Here is a 21,899-nt window from a genome sequence, read left to right as displayed (position 1 = left end):
GCACACCAGCCCCGACAGGGCGCTGCCGATCGCCGGCGTCCGCGCAGCAGAAGCCGCCACCAACGGCCCCGCCACCGTCACCGACGACTGCATGGGCTCGATCGTGATGCGGGCGTCCGTGTTGCTGACGCTGTCGATGCGGATCTTGGTGCCCGAATGCGCCGTGAAGGTCTGCCCTGCCTGCCAGGTCAGGGAGCTGTTGCCCCAGCCCGACACGCGGCTGTTGGGGGTGAGCACGATGGAGGCGTTCCCGGACCACCCGAGGATGTCCTGCTTCGTGATCTTCACCCCGCGGTTCCCGTTCACGGCCGTCTGGGCGTCGTAGCCCTCGGGTGCCCGCAGCTCGAGGTAGTACACCTCGCCGCTCGCCGGGTCGGTGAACTTCGCCGCGCGGTCGGACGAGGTGCCCGCCCACGGGCGCAGGGTCACCTGGCGGCTGTCGGACACCCGGCCGAGGTCCTGGATCTCGTCGCCACGGCCGAAGCCCCCGTACTCCCAAAGGAAGGCGTTGATCCGGGGGGAGCTGATCTGGGCGTAGCCCATGAGGTCGGACGTGTCGCTGTATTCGGCCGAGTAGCAGGCCGAGTCGGCCCATGACGCCCCTGAGCGGGCGACGTCGGAGCGGGCGTTGGAGCAGGAGAGCGAGTTGGCGTGGTGCAGCCCGAGGACGTGGCCGAACTCGTGCGTCACGACGTTGTTCGTCAGCGCGGAGGGGTACGGCATGATGACGCGCCCGCTGGTCGGCCCGTCGGTGAAGCCGCCACCGAGGATGCCCCAGGAGCCGCCGTAGTTGAGGTCCGCGTGGGGCACGAAGATCACGAGGGACTCGTACGCCCGGTACTGCCAGTTCAGTTCCTTCGTCACGGTCGCCATGATCGTGCCGTACGAATCGGTGATCTTCGCGGCGGAGACGTGGCGGTACTCGTTCACCTGCTTCATGGAGAGGCGTCCGGCGGTGGCGGAGTTCCAGTAGGCGTTGGAGCTCGTGATCGAATTGCGTGCAGCCGTCATGTTGATCGCGTTGGTGTCCGCAACTGTCTTCCCCGACAGTTGCACGGTGACCAGCGTGACCTTGAACTCGCCGGCCCGGGGCGCGATGGCCGCGCTGCCCGAACTGCCGTCCACGCTCAGCGGCGACGCCGCCTTCAGGGGGGTGACGGGCTCGGTGTAGTGCTCGCCGTACCGCGCGTTGGAGTCGGGGTCCGCGAGCGGGTTCCAGTTCAGGTCCGGCACGAACGAGGTGACCTCGTCCTGTGCGGGTGCCGTGGCCGCCGGCGCGGGTTCGCTCGTGGGGAGATCCGTCGGGAGCGCCGCCGGGGCCGTCGGAACGGCGGGTGCCGGCGACGCGGGTGGGGCAGGTGGAGCGGACGGGACGGCCGGAGCGGTCGTCGTGGAGGGAGCCGGAGCAGTGGTCGACGGTGTCGGCAGGACGTCGTCGGCGACGGCGGGAACCGCGCTGCCCACGAGACCGAAGGACAGTAGGGCCGCGCACAGAAGCCGAACGGGGGAGGGCAGGGTCACGGGTTTCTCCAGCAGAATCCGGGCGTTAGCCAGCTAAGTGAAATCCCCGAAAGACTACGTAGATGTGACCCATGTGACTAACGATTCGGAAGTGACTGCAGAATCTTAGGTAAAACCTGCGCCTTCGCCTGTATTGCACCCGGCGTGTCGCGTGCCCGGGGGGTAGGAACGGGTGTAGATCCAAGCAGCGAGGCAGTATCCACAAGTGCCCGGAACTCTGGTCCGGCCAGGTCGCCTTCAGTAGGGTGAGCCCCAGCAGGGGCAACCGAAGGACCGCCACCGCGCCGACGGCGGACCGACGACCTATGAGGGATGTCGATGGATGCTGTGGGCATGGTCGAGGGCGAGGTGCGCGAGCTCATCCGCAGGCGCGGTCTCGACCCGGCCCTCCAGGTCGCGGAGGTCCAGCACCTGGTCGACGACGCCGTGGCCGATTACGACGAGCGTTCGGTCCTCGGTGTCCTTCCTCCGCTGGGCCGTCTCGATGTCGCCCGCAAGCAGATCTACGACGCCGTGGCCGGATTTGGCGCCCTCCAGCCGTTCCTCGACGATCCGACCATCGAGGAGATCTGGATCAACGCGCCGTCGGAGGTCTACATCGCGCGCGACGGCGAATCACAGCTCACGGCGCTCTCGCTCACGGACCGCCAGGTGCGTGACCTCGTCGAGAAGATGCTGAAGTCCTCGGGACGCCGCCTGGACCTCTCCTCACCCTTCGTCGATGCCTCGCTGCCCGACGGCTCCCGCCTGCACGTGGTCATCCCTGATGTGACCCGCAGGCACTGGTCCGTGAACATCCGGAAGTTCATCGCCCGTGCCTCACGCCTCGAACACCTCGTGGAGCTGGGGACGCTCAGCCCGCAGGCGGCCCGCTTCCTCGGGGCGGCGGTCGCGAGCGGCCTCAACATCCTCGTGTCCGGGGCCACGCAGGCCGGGAAGACGACCCTGCTGAACTGCCTCGGCGCGTCGATCGGCCCGCGCGAGAGGGTCATCACGGTCGAGGAGATCTTCGAACTGCAGCTGCCCCTACGCGACGTCGTCGGTCTCCAGTGCCGGCAGCCCAACCTGGAGGGGACCGGGGAGATACCCCTGCGACGCCTCGTCAAGGAGGCCCTCCGCATGCGGCCGGACCGTCTCATCGTCGGCGAGGTTCGGGAGGCGGAGAGCCTGGACATGCTGATCGCCCTCAACAGCGGCCTCCCGGGGATGTGCAGCGTCCACGCCAACAGCGCGCACGACGCCGTCACCAAGATCTGCACGCTGCCGCTCCTGGCGGGCGAGAACATCTCGAGCAGTTTCGTCGTGCCCACGGTCGCGTCGTGCATCGACCTCGTCGTGCACTGCGCGCGTCTTCCGGGAGGCCAGCGGCGCGTTCTGGAGATCATGGCACTGGGCCGCCGCGTCGAGAACGGTGTCATCGAATCGTCCCCCGTCTTCCGCCGCGTGGACGGCGAGCTGCGACTCACGGCCAGCGGCATGCCGGCCGAGGAGAAGTTCGCGGCGGCGGGAGTCGACGTGTCGTCCCTTCTCGGGGCCCGCGCATGAGCACCGCCGTCGGCGTCGCGCTCGGTGCCGGTCTCTTCCTCGTGTGGTGGTCCTGCTGGGAGCGCCCGGTGACGGAGCGGAGGGCACCGGCTCGACGGCGGGTGCTCGATGACCTCCTCCTGCGCGCCGGTGTCGAGCGCGTCTCCGGGAACGGCCTCATCGCCTCGTGCGCAGCGGTGGGGGCCGTCGTCCTGCTGATCGGATTCGTGCTCACCGGCTCCGCGCCGATCGCCCTGTGCTTCGCGCTGTTCGGCGGGTTCCTCCCGTTCTCGATCGTCAGGTGGCGTGCCGCCAGGCGCACGGCCTCCCTCCGCGAGCTGTGGCCCGATGTCGTCGATCATCTCCGGTCCGCCATCCGGGCCGGCCTCTCCCTCCCGGAAGCGCTCATCCAGCTGGGGGAGAAGGGGCCCGTCGAACTGCGGCCCGCCTTCCGGGCCTTCGGCGCGGACTACCGGGCGGGCGGGCGCTTCGACGACGCCCTGAACCGGCTCAAGGAGCGCCTGGCGGACCCGGTCGCCGACCGCATCGTCGAGGCTCTCCGGCTGACGCGCGAAGTGGGCGGATCCGACCTGGGCCGGCTCCTCGGGACGCTGTCCGAGTTCCTGCGGGACGCAGCCCGGACGCGCAGCGAGCTGGAGGCACGGCAGTCCTGGACGGTCAATGCTGCCCGCCTCGCCGTCGCCGCGCCGTGGTTCGTCCTGATGCTCCTGTCGACCCGGCCGGAAGCCGTCCGAGCCTACAACTCGGCGGGCGGGGCGGTGGTCCTGCTCGGGGGGCTGCTGATCTCCGTGGTCTGCTACAGGATCATGCTGCGCATCGGGGCACTACCCGAGGACGAGCGGGTCCTCCGGTGAGCCCCGTGACTGCCCTGGCCGCCCTCGCGGGACTCCTGCTGGGCGTGGGGCTGTGGCTGGTCCTCGTGCGGCTGCCGATCATGCGCCCGGTGACCCTGACCCAACGGATCGCCCCGCAACTGCGCGCCGTGGACGTGCAGTCCCGGCTGCTCGCCGAGGCGCCTGCGAACATCACACCGTTCGGTCCGCTCGAACGCATCCTCCGCCCGCTCCTCGCGGACGCGGTGTCGTGGTCGCACCGGTTCAACCCGGCGGCGGCGACGCTGTCGCGCAGGCTGGCCCAGGCGGGTCGGGGCCAGACGACGACCGACTTCCGGGCCCAGCAACTGCTCTGGGCCGCGGGGGGACTCGCCGGGTCCACCCTCGTCATGGTCCTCCTCGCCGCGTCGGGCTCGGCCAACCTGCCCCTGGCGGTCCTCCTCGTCCTGGGCTGTGCCGTCCTGGGGTTCGTCGGACGCGACTACCTCCTGTCCGCGGACATCAGGCGGCGCGAGGCCCGCATGCTGGCCGAGTTCCCGAGCCTCGCGGAACTCATGGCCCTCGCGGTGTCGGCCGGGGAGAGTGCCACCGGTGCGCTGGAGCGCATCTGCAGGACGGCGACAGGTGAACTCGCCGGCGAGTTCGCCCTCGTCCTCGCCGCTACGCGCGCGGGCAAGCCCCTCGTCGAGGCGCTGCAGGAGTTCTCGAACCGGACCCGTCTCGCCCCGCTCGCCCGGTTCGTCGACGGCATCACGGTCGCCGTCCAGCGCGGGACGCCGCTGGCGGACGTCCTGCGCGCCCAGGCGCAGGACGTCCGCGACCTGGCCAAGCGGGAACTGATGGAATCGGCGGGCAAGAAGGAGATCGCGATGATGGTCCCGCTGGTCTTCGGCGTCCTTCCGCTGACCGTCCTGTTCGCCGTGTATCCCGGCATCGCCCTCATCAACCTCGGCTTCTGACTCCGCATCACCACGACAAGGCACCACGACAAGGCACCACGACAAGGCACCACGACAAGGCACCACGACAAGGCACCACGACAAGGCACCACGACAAGGCACCACGACAACGAGGGGGAAGCACCATGAGAATCCTGACCGGCGCACACCGCATCATCCTGCTCCTCCTCGCGATGGCGGTGTCGGCCATGCGGGCGGTACCCGGGGACGACCGCGAACGCGGCGATGTCCCCGGCTGGGTGATGATCACGCTCATGTCGGCCGTCCTCGTCGCGGCCCTGCTCGCGATCGCGGGGCCGGCCCTCGAGGGCCTGTTCAACCAGGCGATCGACCAGGTCTCGCCCTAGGCGATGCAGCCCCTCGCTGCGGTGCAGCCCTTGCCGTCCCGCGACCGACGCCGTCGCAGCGGCGGCGAGCGCGGTGCCGCGGTCGTGGACTTCGCCCTGATCGGCGGACTCTTGACGGTCGTCTTCATCGCGATCGTCCAGCTGACGCTCGTCCTCCACGTGCGCAACACCCTCATCGACGCCGCCGCGTCGGGAGCCCGCTACGGCACGCTGGCGGATCGCAGTCCGCAGGACGCCGTGGGCCGCACCCAGGAGCTGATCCGCGGATCACTGGCCGACGCGTACGGATCCGACATCTCCGTCGGCGAGAGCACCGTCGCCGGTGTCAGGACGCTCGAGGTGGTGGTCCGCGCACCCCTGCCGGTCATCGGCCTCATCGGCCCCGCCGGCGTCATGGAGGTGCGCGGACATGCAGCCCTACCCTCCTGAGCCGAACCCCTCCGACGGGATGGCCGGCCGGGGTCGGGTCCCCGCGCACGCACGGTGGGGGATGGACGAGCGGGGGAGCGCCGTCGTGGAGTTCGTGTTCCTGGGCGTCCTGCTCCTGGTCCCGGTCGTCTACCTGGTGCTGACGGTGGGCCGGCTGCAGGGCGGGTCGTTCGCCGTCGTCGGTGCCGCGGACCAGGCGGCGAAGGTGTTCGTGGACGCGCCGACGCCGCAGGACGCCGACACGAGGGCCCGCGAGGCCGTGCGCATCGCGCTCGCCGACTTCGGGTTCACCGAGGAGCAGGCCGACGTCGACATCGCCTGCAGCGCCGAATGCCTGGCACCGGGCTCGACCGTGACCGTCGTCGTGAGCCTCGGCGTCCCGCTCCCGCTGATCCCGGCCGTCGCCGGGACGCACCCTGCCGCAGTGACGGTGGACGCCGCCGCGACGCAGATCATCGAGCGGTTCGGATGACCCCCGAGAGCGCGCCGGCTCGGGGGCGGGTGTCCCCCGGAAGCCGCGGGCGCGGGCCGGGGTCGGACCGGCGGGAGGACGGGCAGGTCGGGGTCCTGGTCATCGGCTACCTCCTCGTCTCGCTGCTCGTCGTCACCGTCGTGCTGGCCGTGTCGTCCGTATATATAGAGCACAAGAAGCTGCTCTCGGCCGCCGACGGCGCCGCGCTCGCCGCCGCCGACGACTACAGCATCGACGTCGGGATCGGTGGTGGGATCGGGGGCGGGGCGGGTACGGGAGCGACGACGCCGCTGCCGGCGCTGCAGGACTCCGGCGTCGAGGAATCTGCCGCGGGCTACCTCGCCGCCACCGGGGCCGGCGCCCGGCTCGCCCAGCTGGCCGTCGACCCCGCGACGGGCGCACCCGACGGACGCACCGCCCGCGTGGTGCTCACCGCGGTGGTGCGCCCGCCCATCGTCAACTTCCTCGTACCGGAGGGCATCCCGATCATTGCCCGGGCCGACGCACGAGCCGAGCTCACCCGCTGACCGTCCACCGCCGACGCGGTACGCACTCCTGGCGCCCCGGGCCGATGACGTAGGCTGGAAGGACCATGGCAGCCACCGATTTTCCCGCAGAGATCCGCGCCCTCCGGGCCAAGTACACGTCCATCGAGCAGGTCTCCGACGTCGAGGGGATCCGCAAGGACATCTCGGAGCTGAGCGAGGAAGCCGGCGCCCAAGACCTCTGGGACGATCCCGCCGCAGCGCAGAAGGTGACCTCGAAGCTGTCCCACCGGCAGTCGGCCCTCCAACGCCTCGAGACCCTCGAGAGCCGCATCGACGACCTCGAGGTCCTCGTGGAGCTCGGGCAGGACGAAGGCGACGAGGACTCCCTCGCCGAAGCCGAGCGGGAACTCGTCTCCCTCGGCAAGTCCCTGGACGACCTCGAGATCGTGACGCTGCTGGCGGGCGAGTGGGACGAGCGCGAGGCCGTCGTCACCATCCGCTCGGGAGCCGGGGGGGTGGACGCCGCGGACTTCGCCGAGATGCTCCTGCGCATGTACCTCCGCTGGGCCGAGCGCCACGGCTACCCGACGCAGGTCCTCGACACGTCCTACGCCGAGGAGGCCGGCCTGAAGTCGGCGACGTTCGAGGTGAAGGCGCCCTACGCGTACGGCACCCTGTCGGTCGAGGCCGGCACGCACCGCCTCGTCCGCATCAGCCCGTTCGACAACCAGGGACGCCGGCAGACGTCCTTCGCCGCCGTCGAGGTCATCCCGCTCATCGAGCAGACGGACGTCATCGAGGTACCGGACAACGAGATCCGCGTCGACGTGTTCCGCTCGTCCGGCCCGGGCGGCCAGTCGGTCAACACCACCGACTCCGCCGTGCGCCTGACCCACCTGCCCACGGGCACCGTGGTGTCCATGCAGAACGAGAAGTCGCAGATCCAGAACCGCGCCGCCGCCATGCGCGTGCTCCAGTCGAGGCTCCTGCTGCTGAAGAAGGAGCAGGAGGACGCGGAGAAGAAAGCATTCGCCGGGGACGTGAAGGCCTCCTGGGGCGACCAGATGCGGTCCTACGTCCTCAACCCGTACCAGATGGTCAAGGACCTGCGGACCAACCACGAGGTCGGCAACACCTCGTCCGTCTTCGACGGCGAGATCGACGACTTCATCGACGCGGGCATCCGCTGGCGCACCAACAACCGCAACGACGCCGCGTAGTCGCTACGCGAATGTAGGGGCAGACCACCTGTTTTCGGGGTGGCGGTCTTGCGCGCGACACACCGGCAGGGTAGTGGGCGCCCGATGGTGCTGTCGTTATAGTCGAGGAGCCGCGGCTTCCTTCCCCCAGCCAATGCCCGTGCCCGGCGCACACCTGGGCGCAGAGCGATCATGATCCGATTCGATAACGTCACGAAGACCTACGACCAGCAGTCGCACCCCGCCCTCGACGCCGTCTCCCTCGACGTCGACCGCGGCGAGTTCGTCTTCCTCGTCGGTGCTTCGGGCTCCGGGAAGTCGACCTTCATCCGCCTGGTCCTCAAGGAGGACCGCGCGTCGCGGGGCGCCGTGTACGTCGCCGGCCAGAACGTCGCCAACATCCCCAGCTGGCGCGTGCCCCGCCTCCGCCGCGGGATCGGCGTCGTGTTCCAGGACTTCCGCCTGCTCCCCAACAAGACGGTCTTCGCCAACGTGGCGTTCGCGATGCAGGTCATCGGCAGGAGCCGCGCCGTCATCCGCGAGACCGTGCCCGACGTCCTCGCGACCGTCGGCCTCGAGGGCAAGAACAACCGCATGCCCCACGAGCTGTCCGGCGGGGAGCAGCAGCGCGTCGCGATCGCGCGCGCCATCGTCAACCGGCCGGGGATCCTCCTGGCCGACGAGCCGACCGGCAACCTGGACCCGACGACGTCGATGGGCATCATGAAGGTGCTCGACAGGATCAACCAGAACGGCACCACGGTGGTCATGGCCACGCACGACGACGACATCGTCAACACCATGCGCAAGCGTGTCGTCGAGCTGCGCAGCGGCTCCGTGGTGCGCGACGACGCCCAGGGCATCTACGTGGGCGACGCCGGAGCCGTGGTCGAGTGAGGCTCGCGTTCATCCTGTCCGAGATCGGTTCGGGCATCCGCCGGAACCTCTCCATGGTCACGTCCGTGATCCTCGTGACCTTCATCTCCCTGACGTTCGTGGGCGCGGCCGGGCTGTTCCAGCTGCAGATCGGCCAGATGAAGGGCTACTGGTACGACCGCGTCCAGGTCACCATCTACCTCTGTGTCGACAACTCGTCGGAGGCCAGCTGCGCCACGGGTCCGGTGACCGAGGACCAGCGCGCCGCGATCGAGGCCACGCTCGAGTCCGAGCAGTTCGCCCAGTACGTCGACACGGTGACCTACGAATCGCAGGAGGAGGCACTCGGCCACTTCCGCGACCAGTTCGCGAACTCGCCGATCGTCGACTCCGTCACCGCGGACCAGCTCCCCGAGTCGTTCCGCGTCAGCCTGGTCGACGCCGAGAAGTACGAGGTCATCGACGAGGCCTTCTCCTCGGAGCCGGGCGTCGACGCGGTCAGCGACCAGCGCGACTTCCTCGAGGCGATCTTCCGGTACATGAACTGGGCGTCCGTCGTCTCGCTCGTGATCGCGGGCGTCATGACGTTCTGCGCCATCCTGCTCATCGCGACCACCATCCGGCTCTCGGCGTTCAGCCGACGCCGGGAGACCGGCATCATGCGCCTCGTGGGGGCGTCGAAGGCGGTCATCCAGCTGCCGTTCGTCCTCGAGGGCGTCATCGCAGCGGTGATCGGCGCGGTGCTCGCGTCGGCGACCCTCTGGGGTGCCTCGAAGTTCCTGATCGACGGCTGGCTCGTGAAGACGTTCCCGCAGACGGCGTTCATCTCGTCCCAGCAGGTCCTGATCCTCGTCCCCGCGCTGATCCTGCTCGGGGCCGTCCTCGCAGGGCTCTCATCCCTGCTCACCCTCCGACGATACGTAAAGGTCTAGCATCATGCCGTTCAGCGCCAGGGGACACGTGCGCTCACCAGAAGCCTGGTGGGCCCGGCAGGACAGGAAGACCTTCGTGGTCCGCGGGACGGCGGGCAGCTCCATCGCCCTCGTCGTCGCGCTCGCCCTCGGGTTCAGCACGCCCGTCGTCGCCGACGAACTCGACGACCGCAGGAGTGCGCTCGAGAACGAGATCGCCGAGGTCCAGGAGTCGATGGAGTACCTGGACTCGGACATCGCCGAGACGATCGGGACGCTGAGGACCTACCAGGGCCGGCTCCCGGCCGCCCAGCAGGCGCTCAGCGACGCGCAGGGCAGGGTCGAGACGGCCGCCGGTGAGGCGGAGGTGCTGGCCGGCCGCGTCGAACTGGCGCAGGAGACGAAGAACAAGATCACCGAGGAACTGCGCGCCGACCGGCAGGAGATGGACGAGACGCGCGAGGTCATCGGCCAGATCGCCACCGAGGCCTACAAGAACGGCGGGGTCCCCACCAATGTGTCCCTGCTCATGGGGGCCGACGACGTTGAGGACTTCACGGAGTCGATGGACCTGGTGGACCAGGCCCTGCGCAGCCAGAACGCCGCCATGGAACGCCTCTCGGAGCAGAACGCCACGAACGCGAACAGCCAGGCCCGCCTCGCTGCCGTGGAGGCCGAGATCACGAAGCTGAAGGAGAAGGCCGACGCCGCCCTCGCCGCGGAGCAGTCGGCACGGGACGCGGCCGCCGCGGAGAAGGGCAAGGTGGACAGGCTCGTCGCCGACACCTCCGCGCTCTCCGCGAAGCTGCAGGAACAGAAGCCCGTCATCGAGGCGAAGCTCGCCGGCGTCGAGAAGGCCCAGCAGCAGGTCAACGCCGACATCGCCGAACGCCAGCGCCGCCTGATCGAGGAGGCCCGCAAGGCGGAGGAAGCCCGGCAGAAGGCCGAGGAGGCACGGCAGAAGGCCGAGCAGGAGCGACTCCGCGCGGAGGCCGAGGCCGCCGCGGCCGCGGAACAGGCCCGGCTGCAGGCGGAGGCCGAGGCGGCCGCAGCAGCCGAGACGGCGCGCCGGGCAGCGGAGGCGGAGGCCGCCGACCGGCCCGCGCCGGCGCCCGTGCAGCCCCAGGTCGTCGCGCCGGTCGTGCCGGTCGTCCCGGCAGCGCCGGCACCCGCGCCGGAGGCGGCGCCGTCCGGCCCCGACGCCTTCGGCCTTCGGGCTCCCGTCAGCGCCCCGATCAGCTCGGGCTTCGGGTTCCGCCCGACGCCGGTCGGCACCATCGACTTCAACGGCACCGGCGGGTACATGCACACCGGGATCGACTACGGCGTGGGCTGCGGTACGCCCCTCTACGCCCCGGCGGCGGGCGAGGTCTGGTACGCGGATTCCGGCGTCCTGCCCGGCGCCGGGACCCGGATCGTCCTCAACCACGGTGTGGTGGGCGGGAACGCCCTCGCGACGAACTTCTACCACCTCACGAACTACCTGGTGTCCGCGGGGCAGCGCGTGAGCGCCGGGCAGCTCATCGGTTACACCGGGACCACCGGCAACTCGACGGGATGCCACCTCCACTTCGAGACGATGCTGAACGGCACCCTCGTGGACCCGATCGGCTTGTTCTAGGTCGTAGGATGGAAGGCACTGTCCACCCGCGGACCGCCGTCCGCAGCAGTGTCGCAAGAAGGAGAGTCGCCGTGCCGAAGGAAAGTGGCCGGAAAGTGGTGGCCACCAATCGGAAGGCCTTTCACGATTACGCGGTGCTCGACACGTACGAAGCCGGCATAGCCCTCATGGGCACGGAGGTGAAATCCCTGCGCGCCGGCCGTGCCTCCCTGATCGACGGCTACGCGGTCTTCTACGGTGACGAGCTGTGGCTCGAGGGCATCCACATCTCCGAGTACTCGCAGGGCAGCTGGACCAACCATGCCGCGCGCCGCAGGAGGAAACTCCTGCTGCACCGCGAGGAACTCACCAAGATCTCGCAGAAGATCCGCGAATCGGGATTCACCCTCGTCCCCCTGCAGCTCTACTTCCTCAATGGCCGGGCCAAGGTGGAGATCGCGGTGGCCCGGGGCAAGCGCGACTACGACAAGCGGCAGACTCTGCGGGAGAAGCAGGACAACCGGGAGGCGCTGCGCGCCATGCGCGAGAAGAACCTCGGCGCGTGAGTGACGTCTTCTGGGAATCCCAGGAGGACGAGGAGCCCGAGGTCTCCGAACTGAGGTACAGGCGTCCCTGGTGGGTAACGGCCGGAGCCCTGCTCGACCTGCTGCTGCTCCTCGTCGTGGTGCCCGTCGGGGTCCTCTCGCTGATCCCGTTCGTCTTCCTGGTCTACGTCTTCTTCGCGCAGGTGCTCGTCTGGGTCTCGCCCCTGCTGCTCCTGCTCAACATCGCCATCTTCTGGTGGAGCTTCCGCCGCAAGCAGGCGGCGACCACCGCCCTCGCGGCGCTCGGCATCGCCTTCGTCACCCTCGCCTTCGTCGTCGTCCGCCTCTGGCAGGCACCGGTCGTCGTCCTCGGGCTCACGCTGGGCGGGTAGTCCCAGGTCGTGTTCCCTCGGCGCCGTCCTCCCTCGGCGAAGTCCTCCCGGCGTACCCGGCACGTGCGGTAGACTTCTGGAGTCGGACGGCCGGTGGGCCTCCCGACGCAGGGATCACTTGATAACTGAACATGGGGATGACAGGTTTCGACGATGTTAGTCGCGACAGGGGAAGCGGGCCGAGGACACAGGGTTATCTCGTAAACGCTCCTTGTAAAACAATAAGTGCCGAACAAAAGCGCACTGACTTCGCTCTCGCTGCCTAAGCAGCCGGACTAGTCCGTCAGCCCGGGTTTGCTCTCGCCCCGGATACTGGCGTCATTTAGAGGGCCACTGCTCCCGGTCCTCGTTGTAGGGACCGGGGGGACACTTATACAACTGGGCTTGGCAGCCACTCGTTCGCACGATGACTGAAGCCGAGAAAAACCGACGCGAACTGCGCCCGGAGAAGCCCTGACAACACTGCATCGGACGCGGGTTCAATTCCCGCCATCTCCACCACCCCACGAAGCGCTCCGCCACTACTCGGCGGGGCGCTTCGTCGTCCCCGTGCTCCCGGACGCGAACTACACTGGGGCCATGAGCTGGACTGACAGGCCGCCGTCGTGGCTCCCGCCGCTGCCGCCGCCCCACAGGGGCCGCGCTCTGATCGTGATCGGCTGGATCCTCGTCGGCGGGACGTTCGTCTACATCTTCGTCATGAGCTATCTCGGCGGCACCCACACCCTGCTGACCCTGGTGCCGCTCCTGCTCGGCCTCCTGTGCCTCATCGTCGGCCTGCTGCGGCGGGACACGCGCGAGCGGTAGCGTGTTGCCGGTCAGTTAATTACACGATAAAAATAAGCAATGACCTTCGAACCCCTCCACCTCTCGCGCGGAGGCACCAGCGTGGTGCTCGAGCCCCATCCCCACGGACTCCCGGCCCTCAGCTACTGGGGCCCCGACCTCGGCGCCACGGACCCGGCCGCCCTCGCCGCCGCGCAGCAGCCGCAACGGGTCTCGGGCGGCATCGACGTCCCGGCGCGCCTCACCCTCCTGCCCCTCGAATCCGCGGGCTGGCAGGGTACGCCCGGGCTGACGGGGGACCGCTCGGGAGCCCGTCTCCACCCGAGGTTCACCGTGGTGTCCGTGGACTGCGCGCCAGGGTCCGGGTCGGCCGTCATCGAGGCGCGCGACGACGACGCCGGGCTGGCGCTGACCGCCCACGTGGGCCTCACGGCATCGGGCCTGTTCACACAGCGCCTCGTGCTCACCAACACGGGCGACGACGAGTACGAGGTGCGCTCGCTGACCCTCTTCTTCCCGCTCCACCACACCGCGGCCGAGGTCCTGGACACCACCGGCCGCCACCTCCGGGAGCGGACCCCCCAGCGGCACGCCCTGACCGCCGGCACCTATTCACGCACCAGCCGCCGCGGGCGGCCCGGCGCGGACGCGACGGTGCTCCTCGCCGCGGGAGCCCCCGGCTTCGGGTTCGAGCACGGGCATGTGCAGGGCGTCCACCTCGCGTGGAGCGGCAACCAGCAGGTCCTCGCCGAGAAGACACCCGCCGGTCCGGCATTCCTCGCGGCGGGCGAGGTACTGTCGCCCCGCGAGGTCGTGCTCGCGCCGGGCGGGAGCTACGCCACGCCCGAGGCGACCGGGTCGTGGGGCGACGGGCTCAACGAACTCTCCGGCCGCTTCCACCGGGACCTCCGGGCGCGGCCCGCGCACCCGCAGCGCCCGCGGCCCGTCACGCTCAACACGTGGGAGGCCGTGTACTTCGATCTGGACCTCCCGCGCCTCACGGCCCTCGCCGACAGGGCCGCCTCCCTCGGTGTCGAACGGTTCGTGCTCGACGACGGCTGGTTCCGCGGCCGGCGGGACGACACATCGAGCCTCGGCGACTGGTACGTGGACGGGACCGTCTGGCCCGACGGCCTCGCGCCGATCATCGACCATGTCCGCGCACTCGGCATGGAGTTCGGGCTCTGGTTCGAGCCCGAGATGGTGAACCCCGACTCCGACCTCGCGCGGTCACACCCGGACTGGATCCTCCGGCCCGAGGGGCGTCTGCCCCTGCCCGGGAGGCAGCAGCAGGTCCTTAACCTCGGCCACCCCGACGCCTACGCGTACATCCTCGAACGCCTCGACGACATCCTGTCCACCAACGACATCGCCTACGTCAAGTGGGACCACAACCGGGACCTGCTCGAGGCAGCGGACGCGCGGACCGGGCAGGCCGGGGTGCACCGGCATGTCATGGCGCTCTACCGGCTGCTGGACGAACTGAGGCGGCGCCACCCGGGGCTCGAGATCGAGAGCTGCGCCTCGGGCGGGGCGCGGGTGGACCTCGGCATCCTGGCGCGCACGGACCGGATCTGGACGAGCGACTGCATCGACCCGATCGAACGGCTGGTCAACCAGAAGTACACCGGTCTCGTCGTACCCCCGGAACTGATGGGGATGCACATCGGCGGGCCGGTCTCGCACTCCACCGGCCGCGCCCACACCCTGCCCTTCCGGGCCGGAACGGCCGTTTTCGGGCACTACGGCATCGAGTGGGACATCTCCGACCTCACCGCCGCCGAGTACGGGATCCTCGCCCGGTACGTCGATCTCCACCGGTCGTGGCGCAGCGACCTGCACCGCGGCGCCGTCGTGCACGCGGATCTCGCGGACCCGGCGATGGACCTGCGGGGTATCGTCTCCGAGGACCGCCGGCGGGCACTCTTCGGGTACTCCCTCACGGGCTCGAGCGCGAGCTACCCGCCCGGTCCACTGACCTTCCCGGGTCTCGACCCGGGCACGCTGTACACCGTGGAGCCGGCCGTCCCGGAGGAGGGGCACCCCGGCAACGGGCAGTCGCCGCTCGCCTGGCTGCAGTCGGCACTCGACGGTGCGCCGCTGCGCCTGTCCGGCCGGGTGCTGGCGCAGGCGGGGCTCCAGGCGCCCGTGCTGCTGCCCGAGCAGACCCTGCTGATCGCGTTCCGGGCGGCGTGACCGTCCGCGCCCTCGCAGCCGCGCCGGGTCCGGGGATCCGGCGCGGCTGCCCGGCGGTGTCCCGCGCCGGAGTGGTCAGGCCCCGTCCGTGAGGGTCCGGCCGTAGAGTCCCAGGAGCGACTCCATGCCGCCCTCGTGCATGGCCCGGCGCTGGCATTCCGCCCCTGTGCCGCGCTCGGCCAGGGCCGCGAGTCCCGCCTCGACCCAGGCGGTGTCGCCCTCGGCCTCGAGCGCTGCACCGACGTGGTCGAGGAAGGCCGCGAGATGCTCCCGCGCGGGTACCCGCTCCGCCGTGGAGAGGTCCACGAGGTGGTGTTCCATCCCGTCCCTCGCGGCCTGCCAGAGCGCCGCATCGAGCAGCTCGGGATCGGGGACGAGGGGCACGGCGTCCGTCTCGGCCTCCTGCAGGGCCGTGACCACCAGGGCGCGGGTCAGCGCGCCGATGAGCACGGCGTCCCGCGCCTCGAGCTGCACGTCGCAGGCCCTCAGCTCGAGGGTGGGGTAACGGTCCGAGAGTCGCGCCATCCACGTGAGGACCCCGCGGTCGAGGATGGCACCGGTGGCACTGATGGCGGTGATGCGGCGCTCGTAGTCCGCGGCGTCCGCGAAGTAGGGTGCCACGCCCTGGACGGCCCAGCGGCGGTAGTGGATGACGCGCCAGCTGCCGAAGCCGCTGTCCCGGCCGAGCCAGTAGGGGGAGTTCACCCCGAGTGCGGTGAGCAGGGGGATCCAGGGGCGGATGCGGTTGAGCGCCTGCACCCCACGCTCCTGGTCGGGTACGCCCACGTGCACGTGCAGCCCGTTGACGAACTGGTCCCCCACGATACCGGGCGCGGTGGCGCGCAGGTCCTCGTAGCGTTGCTTGTCCGTGAGTTCCGGGTAGCCCTGCCGGATCCACGGGGCCGTTCCGGTGGCCGCCCCGAGGGTCCCGGCGCGTGCAGCGGCGTCGGCGAACGTCCGGCGGAAGTTCAGCAGGGACTCCTCGGCCTGCGCCAGGGTCTCGCACACGGGTGTCGCCGTCTCGATCTGGCAGGACAGCAGCTCCCGCTGGATCTCGTCCTCGCCGATCTCCGGGACGGCCTCGAGCAGTCCCTGCACCTCCGTGGCCCGGTGCGCGGGCAACCCGGACGCGGGTTCGAGGAGCAGGTACTCCTCCTCTAGTCCGAGTGTGGTCATGGGGGACTCCATCCGTGGACGTCGGGGACATGGCGGGCGCGAGGAGCGCGCAGTCCGCCCAGTCTAGGAGCGGGTACCGCGCACGGGCGACTCGACCGCACCGTGGCCCGTGTCGCGCCGTGCCATGCCGTGTCGTGCCGTGCCGTGCCGTGCCGTGCCGTGGCCCGTGCCGCACCGTGCCGGTCCCGGCGGGGTCAGCGCGGCTCGGAGAGCGTGCAGCCTTCATGGGGGACCGTGGTCTCGATCCACACGGAGCGGGTGAGTGCCTCGTCCACCGTGAGGGTCCGGTCGGATGCCGCGCCGGAAGCCCGCGCGGAAGCCGGCGCGGGCGCCCCGCCGACGTGCAGCTCGAGCGCCGACCCCACGCCGTGCCGCACCAGCTGCACCTCGTCGTCGAGGCCGATCCCGTGCCGTCCGAGGAAACGCAGGACCTCGGGGTCGTCGTCGCTCACCCGCGCCACCCTGCCGGCGTGGCCGTCGTCGACGCCGTCGAGCCGGTGTGCCGGCGGGTACCGGACGGAGCCGTCGGCCGTCGGGATGGGATCCCCGTGGGGGTCGCGCCCGGGGCGGCCGAGCTTGGCGTCCAGCCGTTCGATGAAGGCGTCGGAGACGGTGTGCTCGAGCAGTTCGGCCTCGTCGTGCACCTCGTCCCAGCCGTACCCGAGCTCGGTGACGAGGAAGGCCTCGATGAGCCGGTGCCGCCGCACCATGGCGAGGGCGAGCACCCGGCCGGAGGGGGTGAGGCCGACGGGACCGTACTTGCGGTGTTCCGCGAGACCGAGGTCCACGAGCTTGGCGACCATCCCCGTGACCGAGGAATTGGCCACGGACAGGCGTGCGGCCAGGTGCGTGGCCGTCATCGGCGTCGACTGCCACTCGGTGAAGGTGTAGATGGCCTTGACGTAGTCCTGCACGCTGGTCGACTCGATGCTGAGGACGGCACCCCTGCGGCTCGCCATCAGGCGGCCGGCCCGCGGGTGGCGGTGCCCGATCCGGTACGGGATCCCGTGCGCGGATCCGTCCGGGACCCGGGCGGTCGGCCGGCGCGCGTCCGGGTACGCGCGACCGACCGCCGCCGCACCTGCCAGAGGAGACCGTCGGGGCGTGCGAAGAGGTAGACGGCGGCGAACACGAGCGCCTGGCACAGCACCACCGCCGCGCCCGTGGAGATGTCGAGGTAGTAGCTGGCGTAGATACCGGACACGGAGGCCGCCACGGTGAGGACGACGGCGATCACCAGCATGCGGTCGAAGCTGCGGGAGAGCAGGAAGGCCGTGGCGCCCGGCGTGATGAGCATGGCCACGACGAGGATGATCCCGACGGCCTGCAGGCCGACGACGACGGTGAGGGCGAGCAGGCCGAGCAGCAGCGCCGTCAGGAACCGGATGTTGAGCCCGATCACGTGCGCGTGCGTTCGGTCGAACGCCAGGAGGGTGAGGTCCCGCCGCTTGAACAGCAGGACGGCGAGGGTGAGGGCACCGAGGACCAGCACCTGCAGGACGTCCCCCGCGGACACGCCGAGGACGTTGCCGAACAGGATGTGCATGAGGTCGATCTGCGACGGCGTCGCGGAGACGATGGCCAGCCCGGATGCGAAGAGGGCGGTGAAGACCACCCCGATCACGGTGTCGGCCTTCAGCTTCGTGGTGGACCGGACGATCCCGATGAGGGCGACCGCACCCGCACCGAAGACGAAGGCGCCGATCGAGAACGGGATCCCGAGGATGTACGCGAGGGCCACGCCCGGCAGGACGGCGTGCGAGACCGCATCTCCCATGAGGGACCACCCCATGAGGATCAGCCAGCACGAGAGGACGGCGGCCACGACGGCCGCGGCGACCGTGACGGCGAGGGCCCGGGTGAGGAACCCGTACTGCAGCGGTTCGAGGAGGAAGGCGAGGACGTCCATGTCAGAACGCTCCGTCCGACGCCGCCGCCGTGCCCTCGGGGGCCGCGCCGAAGGCCCGGGCGAGGTTGCCCTGCGTCAGCACCTCCGAGGGCTCGCCGGACGCCAGGACCCGCCGGTGCAGGAGGACCGCCTCGTCGCACAGGGCGGGTACGCCCGCGAGGTCGTGCGTGGAGACCAGTACCGAGCGGCCCTCGTCCCGGAGTCCCTTCAGGAGACCGGTCATGGTGCGCTCGCTGGCCTGGTCCACGCCGGCGAACGGCTCGTCGAGCAGGAGCAGCCGGGCGTCCTGCGCGATACTCCGCGCGATGAACACCCGTTTGCGCTGTCCGCCGGACAACTGGCCGATCTGCCGCCTCCTCAACGCCGTGAGGCCCACCCGGTCCAGGGCGTCGCCGACGGCGGCCCGCTCGGCGGCACCGAGGCGCCGGGAGGCCCCGAGGCGCCCGTACAGGCCCATGGCGACGACGTCGGACACGGAGACCGGGAAGGTCCAGTCGACCTCCTCCGCCTGCGGCATGTAGGCGACGAGGCCCTGCTTCCGGGCGTGCGTGGTGCTCGTCCCGAAGAGTCCGACGCTGCCGTCCTGCGGGACCAGGAGTCCCATGAGGGCCTTGAACAGGGTCGACTTCCCCGAGCCGTTGACCCCGATCAGCCCGCAGATCCTGCCGGGCGCCAGCGTCAGGGAGACGTCGTCGAGCGCGTGGACCTCGTTGTAGCGGACGGTCAGGTTCCGGACGTCGAGTACCGGAGCGCCGGGATCGGCGTTGATCGTCATCGTGCGAGTCCTTCCGTGATGGTCTCGAGGTCGTACCGGATGAGGTCGAGGAACGTCGGCACGGGCCCGTCGGCCTCGGACAGCGAGTCCACGTAGAGGGTCCCACCGAGCTCCGCCCCCGTCGCGAGGGCCACCTGCTCCTGCGCCGAGGCGTTGACCGTGGACTCGCAGAAGAGCGTCGGGACGCCGCGCTCCTCCACGAAGGCGATCACCTCGCGGATCTGCCGGGGCGTGCCCTCGGAATCGGCGTTGACCGGCCAGATGAACGCCTCCGCGAGCCCTGCGTCGCGGGCGAGGTAGGAGAACGCGCCCTCGCAGGTCACGAGCGCCGGAGCCTCCACCCGGGCGATGTCGGCGCGGAAGGCCGCCAGCAGGTCGGCGAGCTCCTCCTTGAGGAGCCGCCCGTTCGCCTCGAAATCCCCTGCATGGTCGGGGTCGAGCCCGGAGAGGGCCTCGACGGTGTTGTCGACGTAGGTCTGCGCCGCGAGCGGCGACATCCAGGCGTGCGGATTGGCGCGCCCGCTGTAGTCGCCGGAGCGGATGTCCAGGGGTTCGACGCCGTCGGACAGGACCACGTGCGGCGCATCGACCGCGGTGAGGAAGCGTTCGAACCACCGCTCGAGTCCCAGCCCGTTGTCGAGGATGAGGTCCGCGTCCTGGGCCCCGACGAGGTCCGAGGGCGTCGGTTCGTAGCCGTGGATCTCGGCGCCGACCTTCGTGATCGACTCGACCCGCACGTGGCCCCCGGCGACACTGTCGGTGAGATCCGCGAGCACCGAGAAGGTGGTGAGCACGAGGGGGCGGTCGTCGACCGGTTCCTGGCGGGCAGGTGAGGCCCCGCAACCGCTCAGCACGGCGACGAGGACGAGGCACCACGCGAGGCGCACCGACGTCGCTCCCCGCCACCACTTTTGAGGCATACCTAAAAATAGTCTTGAGGCACACCGAAATCTAGGCGGCGAGCAAAGACGATCGCCAGGCATGGGTGTAGTAGGGGAGCCGCACCACGGCGTCGGGCGGGAAGGCCAGGTACTCGGTGAGGTACCAGAGCAGATTCGACTCGACGCGGGCCCGTCCCGCAGGCGAGGCGCGCCGGTAGTGGCTGCGGGATCGGGCCAGCTCCAGGATGCCGGGGACGGTCAGCTCCTGTGACCAGTGCACCAGGAGCTCCTCGGGTGGCCCGAAGGACGGCCCGAACACCGGGCGGTATGCGGGTGAGTAGACGTCGCCCGCGTGCATGATGCGGGACAGTCGGTGCACCCAGGGGAGCGAGACGTCGAGCTGGTTCCAGAGCAGGGCGAGCCGCCCACCGGGGGCCAGGACGCGGGCGGCCTCCCGGACCGCCGAGGGATGGTCGCACCAGTGCCAGGCCTGCGCGAGCGTGATCAGGTCCACGGCGGCATCGGGCAGGTGCGAGTGCTCGGCGGTGCCGACGAGAACGGGCACGCCGGGCAGTCGGGTCGAGAGGACGGCCAGCATGTCCTCGGACGGGTCGACGGCGGTCACGTCGAGCCCACGGTCGGCCAGCAGTGCGGTGAAGATGCCGGTCCCGGCCCCGATGTCGGCCGCCCGGCGGGCAGGCCCGGGGACGATCCAGTCGGCGACGGCCGCGGGATAGCCGGGACGGACGCGGTCGTAGCGTCCGGCGCCGGAGAGGTAGGCGTCGGCCAGCTCCCGCCGGCGCTGCTCGTCGAGGCGCGGTCCGCCCTTCACCACGCCGTGTCCTGCGGGTCGCCCGGCCTGCTAGAGGAGGTCATCCACATCGGGGTTGAGGGTCCGCAGGACCTCGCTGTGCAGGGATCCGTTGGTCGCGAGGGCGTTGCCGCCGAAGGGCCCGTCCTCGCCGTCGAGCGACGTGAACCGGCCGCCGGCCTCGGTCACGATGGGTACGAGTGCCGCCATGTCGTGGAGGTTCAGCTCCGGCTCGCAGGCGATGTCCACGGCGCCCTCCGCCACGAGGCAGTAGGACCAGAAGTCGCCGTAGGCACGCGTGCGCCAGACGCGGTCCGTCAGATTCACGAACTCGGCCAGCGCACCGCGCTCCCGCCACCCGGACAGGCTGGAGTAGGACAGGGAGGCATCCGCGAGCCGGGACACGTTGGACACACGGAGGCGCTGTGCCGCGGCGAGCGACTTGCCCGTGTAGGCGCCGGTCCCTTCGGCCGCCCACCAGCGCTTGCCCAGTGCGGGTGCACTCACCAGGCCGACGACGGGCCGGCCGTCGTCGATCAGGGAGATCAGGGTGGCCCACACCGGGACACCCCGGACGAAGTTCTTGGTGCCGTCGATGGGATCGATGACCCAGCGGCGTGAGCCGGAGCCCGTGCTGCCGAATTCCTCGCCGAGGACGGCGTCGCGGGGCCTGGCACGGGAGAGCTGGCCGCGGATGGCCTCCTCCGCGCTCTTGTCGGCGTCCGTCACGGGCGTGAGGTCCGGCTTGGTCTCGACGCGGAGGTCGAGCGCCTTGAAGCGCGACATGGTCTGGTCGTCGACCGAATCGGCCATGATGTGGGCGAGACGGAGGTCGTCGTTGTAGCCCTGCGTGAAACTCATACCGTTCAACCTATCGTCTGGGCGGGCGCAGCAGGCGCTGCGGGCGCGGGCGGGGCGTCCGGCGCCGGACAGCAGAAAGCCACCGCGGGCTCGCGCCGCGCGGTGGCTTCCGATCCGTCGCCGCAGGGCGGCACGGAAGGAGTTAGAGAACGGTGATGTTCTCGGCCTGGGGACCCTTGGGGCCCTGGGTGGTCTCGAAGTTGACCTTCTGGTTCTCCTCGAGGGAACGGTAGCCGTTCGAGTTGATCGCGGAGAAGTGGGCGAACACGTCAGCGCCGCCGTCCTCGGGAGCGATGAAGCCGAAGCCCTTTTCGGCGTTGAACCATTTCACTGTGCCAGTAGCCATGTCATACATCCTTACCTGGGAGAGCGCCCCGACGTTCGGGG

At 70.3% G+C, this 21,899-nt stretch carries 24 protein-coding genes and 1 other RNA gene; 16 read left to right on the top strand and 9 right to left on the bottom strand.

All coding sequences use genetic code 11. The features are described from left to right. On the bottom strand, positions 1-1,521 hold a 1,521-nt coding region (locus tag CXQ97_RS19730; protein ID WP_104179071.1), incomplete at its 3' end, for a hypothetical protein. A 318-nt stretch (positions 1,522-1,839) separates the two neighbouring features. Between CXQ97_RS19730 and CXQ97_RS01500 the strand changes: the two genes are divergently transcribed. From CXQ97_RS01500 to CXQ97_RS01430, 16 genes are all read left to right on the top strand, one after another. Next, positions 1,840-3,066, top strand: coding sequence for a CpaF family protein (locus tag CXQ97_RS01500; protein WP_104179070.1), 1,227 nt, complete (start codon positions 1,840-1,842; stop codon positions 3,064-3,066). Continuing rightward, positions 3,063-3,920: a type II secretion system F family protein gene (locus CXQ97_RS01495; RefSeq protein WP_104179069.1), complete on the top strand. Its 858-nt coding sequence runs from the start codon at positions 3,063-3,065 to the stop codon at positions 3,918-3,920. The genes CXQ97_RS01500 and CXQ97_RS01495 overlap by 4 nt, the downstream gene beginning before the upstream one ends. Further along, positions 3,917-4,858: a type II secretion system F family protein gene (locus CXQ97_RS01490; protein ID WP_258062119.1), complete on the top strand. Its 942-nt coding sequence runs from the start codon at positions 3,917-3,919 to the stop codon at positions 4,856-4,858. Before CXQ97_RS01495 ends, CXQ97_RS01490 begins: the two co-directional genes overlap by 4 nt. Positions 4,859-4,983: 125 nt before the next feature. Further along, positions 4,984-5,205 carry a hypothetical protein gene (locus CXQ97_RS01485; RefSeq protein ID WP_104179068.1) on the top strand — a complete coding sequence of 74 codons (222 nt, stop codon included), beginning with the start codon at positions 4,984-4,986 and terminating at the stop codon, positions 5,203-5,205. 3 nt (positions 5,206-5,208) lie between these two features. Continuing rightward, entirely contained in the window at positions 5,209-5,634 is a 426-nt protein-coding gene (locus CXQ97_RS01480; RefSeq protein WP_104179067.1) for a TadE family protein, read from the top strand. Then, on the top strand, positions 5,615-6,106 hold the full coding sequence (locus tag CXQ97_RS01475) for a hypothetical protein (protein ID WP_258062118.1): 492 nt from the start codon (positions 5,615-5,617) through the stop codon (positions 6,104-6,106). The genes CXQ97_RS01480 and CXQ97_RS01475 overlap by 20 nt, the downstream gene beginning before the upstream one ends. Beyond that, positions 6,103-6,633: a pilus assembly protein TadG-related protein gene (locus CXQ97_RS01470; protein WP_104179065.1), complete on the top strand. Its 531-nt coding sequence runs from the start codon at positions 6,103-6,105 to the stop codon at positions 6,631-6,633. The genes CXQ97_RS01475 and CXQ97_RS01470 overlap by 4 nt, the downstream gene beginning before the upstream one ends. 65 nt (positions 6,634-6,698) lie before the next feature. Next, the gene (prfB, locus tag CXQ97_RS01465) at positions 6,699-7,814 is read left to right on the top strand and encodes a peptide chain release factor 2 (RefSeq protein WP_104179064.1); all 1,116 of its coding nucleotides are present in this window, start codon (positions 6,699-6,701) and stop codon (positions 7,812-7,814) included. A 171-nt stretch (positions 7,815-7,985) separates the two neighbouring features. Continuing rightward, positions 7,986-8,690 (top strand): cell division ATP-binding protein FtsE, encoded by a 705-nt coding sequence (ftsE, locus tag CXQ97_RS01460; protein WP_104179063.1) that lies wholly within the window; start codon positions 7,986-7,988, stop codon positions 8,688-8,690. Beyond that, positions 8,687-9,601, top strand: coding sequence for a permease-like cell division protein FtsX (gene ftsX, locus CXQ97_RS01455; RefSeq protein ID WP_104179062.1), 915 nt, complete (start codon positions 8,687-8,689; stop codon positions 9,599-9,601). The genes ftsE and ftsX overlap by 4 nt, the downstream gene beginning before the upstream one ends. Before the next feature lie 28 nt (positions 9,602-9,629). After that, positions 9,630-11,201 (top strand): M23 family metallopeptidase, encoded by a 1,572-nt coding sequence (locus tag CXQ97_RS20505; RefSeq protein WP_306739457.1) that lies wholly within the window; start codon positions 9,630-9,632, stop codon positions 11,199-11,201. A gap of 71 nt (positions 11,202-11,272) precedes the next feature. Next, positions 11,273-11,746 (top strand): SsrA-binding protein SmpB, encoded by a 474-nt coding sequence (gene smpB, locus CXQ97_RS01445; RefSeq protein WP_104179060.1) that lies wholly within the window; start codon positions 11,273-11,275, stop codon positions 11,744-11,746. Continuing rightward, positions 11,743-12,117, top strand: coding sequence for a hypothetical protein (locus tag CXQ97_RS01440; protein ID WP_104179059.1), 375 nt, complete (start codon positions 11,743-11,745; stop codon positions 12,115-12,117). The genes smpB and CXQ97_RS01440 overlap by 4 nt, the downstream gene beginning before the upstream one ends. Positions 12,118-12,250: 133 nt before the next feature. After that, positions 12,251-12,618: a transfer-messenger RNA gene (ssrA, locus tag CXQ97_RS01435) on the top strand. A gap of 78 nt (positions 12,619-12,696) precedes the next feature. Then, positions 12,697-12,924: a hypothetical protein gene (locus tag CXQ97_RS19325; RefSeq protein WP_146069548.1), complete on the top strand. Its 228-nt coding sequence runs from the start codon at positions 12,697-12,699 to the stop codon at positions 12,922-12,924. A gap of 39 nt (positions 12,925-12,963) precedes the next feature. After that, on the top strand, positions 12,964-15,099 hold the full coding sequence (locus tag CXQ97_RS01430; RefSeq protein WP_104179058.1) for an alpha-galactosidase: 2,136 nt from the start codon (positions 12,964-12,966) through the stop codon (positions 15,097-15,099). Positions 15,100-15,174: 75 nt separating this feature from the next. Here the strand turns inward: CXQ97_RS01430 and CXQ97_RS01425 are convergent, their stop codons facing one another. From CXQ97_RS01425 to CXQ97_RS01390, 8 genes are all read right to left on the bottom strand, one after another. Further along, positions 15,175-16,275, bottom strand: coding sequence for a glutamate--cysteine ligase (locus CXQ97_RS01425; RefSeq protein ID WP_104179057.1), 1,101 nt, complete (start codon positions 16,273-16,275; stop codon positions 15,175-15,177). Positions 16,276-16,469: 194 nt separating this feature from the next. Beyond that, positions 16,470-17,234, bottom strand: coding sequence for a metal-dependent transcriptional regulator (locus CXQ97_RS01420; protein WP_104179056.1), 765 nt, complete (start codon positions 17,232-17,234; stop codon positions 16,470-16,472). Beyond that, positions 17,234-18,184 carry a metal ABC transporter permease gene (locus CXQ97_RS01415; RefSeq protein ID WP_104179055.1) on the bottom strand — a complete coding sequence of 317 codons (951 nt, stop codon included), beginning with the start codon at positions 18,182-18,184 and terminating at the stop codon, positions 17,234-17,236. The genes CXQ97_RS01420 and CXQ97_RS01415 overlap by 1 nt, the downstream gene beginning before the upstream one ends. A 1-nt stretch (position 18,185) precedes the next feature. After that, positions 18,186-18,959, bottom strand: a complete 774-nt coding sequence (locus tag CXQ97_RS01410) for a metal ABC transporter ATP-binding protein (protein ID WP_104179054.1) — start codon at positions 18,957-18,959, stop codon at positions 18,186-18,188. Beyond that, positions 18,956-19,879: a metal ABC transporter substrate-binding protein gene (locus CXQ97_RS01405; protein ID WP_104179053.1), complete on the bottom strand. Its 924-nt coding sequence runs from the start codon at positions 19,877-19,879 to the stop codon at positions 18,956-18,958. The genes CXQ97_RS01410 and CXQ97_RS01405 overlap by 4 nt, the downstream gene beginning before the upstream one ends. A gap of 31 nt (positions 19,880-19,910) precedes the next feature. Then, complete coding sequence (locus CXQ97_RS01400; RefSeq protein WP_104179052.1) at positions 19,911-20,675, bottom strand: class I SAM-dependent methyltransferase; 765 nt, start codon at positions 20,673-20,675, stop codon at positions 19,911-19,913. A 27-nt stretch (positions 20,676-20,702) separates the two neighbouring features. Next, positions 20,703-21,512 (bottom strand): histidinol-phosphatase, encoded by an 810-nt coding sequence (hisN, locus tag CXQ97_RS01395; RefSeq protein WP_104179051.1) that lies wholly within the window; start codon positions 21,510-21,512, stop codon positions 20,703-20,705. Positions 21,513-21,654: 142 nt separating this feature from the next. After that, positions 21,655-21,858 carry a cold-shock protein gene (locus CXQ97_RS01390; RefSeq protein WP_043446208.1) on the bottom strand — a complete coding sequence of 68 codons (204 nt, stop codon included), beginning with the start codon at positions 21,856-21,858 and terminating at the stop codon, positions 21,655-21,657. Positions 21,859-21,899: the final 41 nt, after the last annotated feature.

The sequence above is a fragment of the Arthrobacter sp. B0490 genome (assembly GCF_002929355.1).
Lineage (GTDB): Bacteria > Actinomycetota > Actinomycetes > Actinomycetales > Micrococcaceae > Arthrobacter_D.
This window is presented reverse-complemented; position numbering and strand designations above follow the sequence as displayed.

Excerpts from the sequence above, each read along its gene's own strand:
- CXQ97_RS01470 (WP_104179065.1), top strand. The coding sequence starts at position 6,103 with ATGACCCCCGAGAGCGCGCCGGCTCGGGGGCGGGTGTCCCCCGGAAGC.
- CXQ97_RS01495 (WP_104179069.1), top strand. The coding sequence starts at position 3,063 with ATGAGCACCGCCGTCGGCGTCGCGCTCGGTGCCGGTCTCTTCCTCGTG.
- CXQ97_RS19325 (WP_146069548.1), top strand. The coding sequence starts at position 12,697 with ATGAGCTGGACTGACAGGCCGCCGTCGTGGCTCCCGCCGCTGCCGCCG.
- CXQ97_RS01390 (WP_043446208.1), bottom strand. The coding sequence starts at position 21,858 with ATGGCTACTGGCACAGTGAAATGGTTCAACGCCGAAAAGGGCTTCGGC.
- CXQ97_RS01430 (WP_104179058.1), top strand. The coding sequence starts at position 12,964 with ATGACCTTCGAACCCCTCCACCTCTCGCGCGGAGGCACCAGCGTGGTG.
- CXQ97_RS01410 (WP_104179054.1), bottom strand. The coding sequence starts at position 18,959 with ATGACGATCAACGCCGATCCCGGCGCTCCGGTACTCGACGTCCGGAAC.
- CXQ97_RS01405 (WP_104179053.1), bottom strand. The coding sequence starts at position 19,879 with ATGCCTCAAAAGTGGTGGCGGGGAGCGACGTCGGTGCGCCTCGCGTGG.
- hisN (WP_104179051.1), bottom strand. The coding sequence starts at position 21,512 with ATGAGTTTCACGCAGGGCTACAACGACGACCTCCGTCTCGCCCACATC.
- ftsE (WP_104179063.1), top strand. The coding sequence starts at position 7,986 with ATGATCCGATTCGATAACGTCACGAAGACCTACGACCAGCAGTCGCAC.
- CXQ97_RS01480 (WP_104179067.1), top strand. The coding sequence starts at position 5,209 with ATGCAGCCCCTCGCTGCGGTGCAGCCCTTGCCGTCCCGCGACCGACGC.
- CXQ97_RS01425 (WP_104179057.1), bottom strand. The coding sequence starts at position 16,275 with ATGACCACACTCGGACTAGAGGAGGAGTACCTGCTCCTCGAACCCGCG.
- CXQ97_RS01485 (WP_104179068.1), top strand. The coding sequence starts at position 4,984 with ATGAGAATCCTGACCGGCGCACACCGCATCATCCTGCTCCTCCTCGCG.
- CXQ97_RS01420 (WP_104179056.1), bottom strand. The coding sequence starts at position 17,234 with ATGGCGAGCCGCAGGGGTGCCGTCCTCAGCATCGAGTCGACCAGCGTG.
- CXQ97_RS01415 (WP_104179055.1), bottom strand. The coding sequence starts at position 18,184 with ATGGACGTCCTCGCCTTCCTCCTCGAACCGCTGCAGTACGGGTTCCTC.
- CXQ97_RS01475 (WP_258062118.1), top strand. The coding sequence starts at position 5,615 with ATGCAGCCCTACCCTCCTGAGCCGAACCCCTCCGACGGGATGGCCGGC.
- prfB (WP_104179064.1), top strand. The coding sequence starts at position 6,699 with ATGGCAGCCACCGATTTTCCCGCAGAGATCCGCGCCCTCCGGGCCAAG.
- CXQ97_RS01500 (WP_104179070.1), top strand. The coding sequence starts at position 1,840 with ATGGATGCTGTGGGCATGGTCGAGGGCGAGGTGCGCGAGCTCATCCGC.